The organism is Flavobacterium sp., assembly GCF_013822155.1.
Taxonomy (GTDB): domain Bacteria; phylum Bacteroidota; class Bacteroidia; order Flavobacteriales; family Flavobacteriaceae; genus Flavobacterium.
In genome coordinates, this window is record NZ_PNJW01000121.1 from 1 (window position 1) to 2,728 (window position 2,728).

The window sequence follows — 2,728 nt, forward strand, 5'->3', positions numbered from 1 at the left end:
CGTTAGATGTGGACGAAGATTTAAACTGGTAACGCCTAAAAGCAAAACCATGATGTAAATATTTAATTAACCAAACTTTCAAAGTCAAAGGATAAAACCGATGTTTACCAAAATTGATATAAATAAATTTGCGTTATTTGATAATTTTATTTGGCAGAAAGAAGTTAAAGACACAACGTTTAAAAAGGTAAACATTATTTATGGCAGAAATTACTCAGGAAAAACGACGTTATCTCGAATATTTAGGTGTGTTGAGAAAAAGGCATTGAATAAACATTACCCTGAAGCAAACTTTTCCCTGCATTTGAAGGATAATCGGACGTTAAGCCACAATATGCTTAACTCGACTCCAGAGGATATTAACGTTCGCGTGTATAACTCGGATTTTGTCAAAGACAACCTGAGTTGGCTTCAAAACAGTGATGGCACAATTCAACCATTTACGTTGTTGGGTCAGATTAACGTGGAAATTGAAAAACAAATACAGGAAATTGATAGCACGTTAGGCAATGAAAGTGAAAGTCAAGGATTGCTTTTCAAATTAAAAGAAAAGCAAGACAAATATAATCAACAAAACATATTTACTCAGAGTAAAACGAAAGAATTTGAGAAAAAGCTCCAAAGTAAAGCCAAAGAAATTAGCAGTAAAGCAGCTACATATAATCAACCAAAATACAGTATAACCCACATAAGAAGAGATATTCATGAAGCTTCTGGCGCAGAGATTCTTTCGGATGAATTAATAGAAGAAAAAAATAAAATTCTTAAGGAAGAACCTAAACAAGACATTAGCAAGTTAACTGAAAAAAAACCGAATTTTTCAGATTTAGCAGAAAAAAGCAATCGACTATTAATTAAAGAAATTAAACCAAGTCAACCGATTACCGATTTAATTAATGACAGCCTTTTGCAAGAATGGGTACGGCAAGGCATAAACCATCATAAGGAAAAAAGAGTAAATTGCGGTTTTTGCGGAAATCCAATTCCTGGTGATTTATGGGAAAAAATTGATGCCCATTTCAATAAAGAATCGGAAGATTTGAGGAAGGAAATTAACACACAAATTGAAGCGCTAAAAAGATCGAAAGAAGGTATTAGTAATTATTTGAAGCTAAAAAAAGACTTATTCTATTTGGATTTGCATACAAGATTAGAAGGTTATCTGTCATCATGGGAATTATTGAAATCCACTTACTTAGGTAATCTGGATAAATTGGTACTGGCACTAGATGAGCGTGAAAAGGATATTTTCACCCAAAAACCAGAATTAAACATTGAAGATGTTTCAGAGCAAATTGTCGATTTATTTAAGGAAATAAATGGCTTGATTGAGACTCACAACAGTAAGACTGCTACTTTAGGTAAAGAGCAAACTGAAGCAAGGCGCGTGTTACTCTTGTCTGATATTGCCAAATTTCTTGATGATATAGACTACCAACAGAAAGTTAAAGAAATTAAAGAACTAGAAGCCGAAGTATCCAAATTACTAAAAGACAAAAATGATACTCAGGAAAGCATAAACAAGTTAACTAAAGATAAACGCTCTTTAGAAGCACAGGCGAATGATGAAAGCAAAGGCGCGGAACTAGTTAACCAACATTTAGTACGTTTTTTCGGACATGATGCATTAAAACTGATTGCCGAGGGTGAAGGACCAGTTTCAAAGTTCAAAATAATGCGTGACGGCGAGATAGCGCATCATTTAAGTGAAGGGGAGTGTAGCTTAATTGCATTTTGTTATTTTATCGCCAAAATCGAGGATGAACTAAATAGCAACAAACTGATAATCTACATAGATGATCCTATTTCCAGCTTGGATAGTAACCATGTGTTTTTTGTTTTTAGCTTAATTGACAGTATTATTGCCAAGCCTAAAAAATATATCCAGCTCTTTATTTCAACTCACAATTTGGATTTTTTGAAATACATAAAAAGGATAACTGTTCCAACGGAAGAAATTAACAGAAGTAAGGAAGTCGCTCATTTTTTAATTGAAAGGCAACAAAAACAAAATGGTACCCGAAGCCTGTTAACAAAAATGCCAGATCATATAAAAAATTACTCAACAGAGTTTAATTATTTATTTGATCAGATATATACAATATATAACTGCACTCAACGAAAAAAAGGAAATATCGAAAATATTTATGCAAACACCTATACCCAACTTTATAACCTACCAAACAATCTAAGAAAATTTCTTGAATGTTACTTGTTCTTCAAATTTCCAAATAACGAAAGCCCTTTAGATAATTTAGAAAAATTATTTGACGGTAACGATTTTAGCTTTATTAACAGAGTCGTTAATGAAAACTCCCATTTGACTCAGCTTGATCGAGGTTTAAAGCCTATGGATATTTCTGAGGTTGAACGATGTGTTGAATTGGTTATTGATAAAATCAAAGAAGTTGATTTAGAGCAATACGACGCTTTAGTTGCAAGCGTTAAATAATAAGTCTATAGCTCGTAGGGTGGGCAACGCTTTTCTGCCCACCAATCATGCCGTAAAAGGTGGGCAGAAAAAACTTGACCACTACAATACCAATACCAAAATCACAAACAACCAACCGCTTAAACCATGTCCAATTACCGCCGCGCTAACACCCAAGGGGCGTGTTATTTTTTTACGGTTGTGACTTTCCGCCGCCAGCCGATTTTGTGTGATGAAGCCGTGCGGGTGGCTTTGCGGGAAGCGATCAGCTCTGTACGCGAGCAAAAACCGTTCACC

At 34.5% G+C, this 2,728-nt stretch carries 2 protein-coding genes; one reads left to right on the forward strand and one right to left on the reverse strand.

The genetic code is table 11. The features are described 5' to 3' along the window. Positions 1 to 100: 100 nt before the first annotated feature. Positions 101 to 2,452: an AAA family ATPase gene (locus tag C0512_RS15045; protein WP_290863034.1), complete on the forward strand. Its 2,352-nt coding sequence runs from the start codon at positions 101 to 103 to the stop codon at positions 2,450 to 2,452. 81 nt (positions 2,453 to 2,533) lie between these two features. On the opposite strand, the gene C0512_RS15050 is transcribed toward C0512_RS15045, so the two are convergent. Continuing rightward, positions 2,534 to 2,728: hypothetical protein (locus C0512_RS15050; RefSeq protein WP_290863036.1), on the reverse strand; the 195-nt coding region annotated here is incomplete at its 5' end.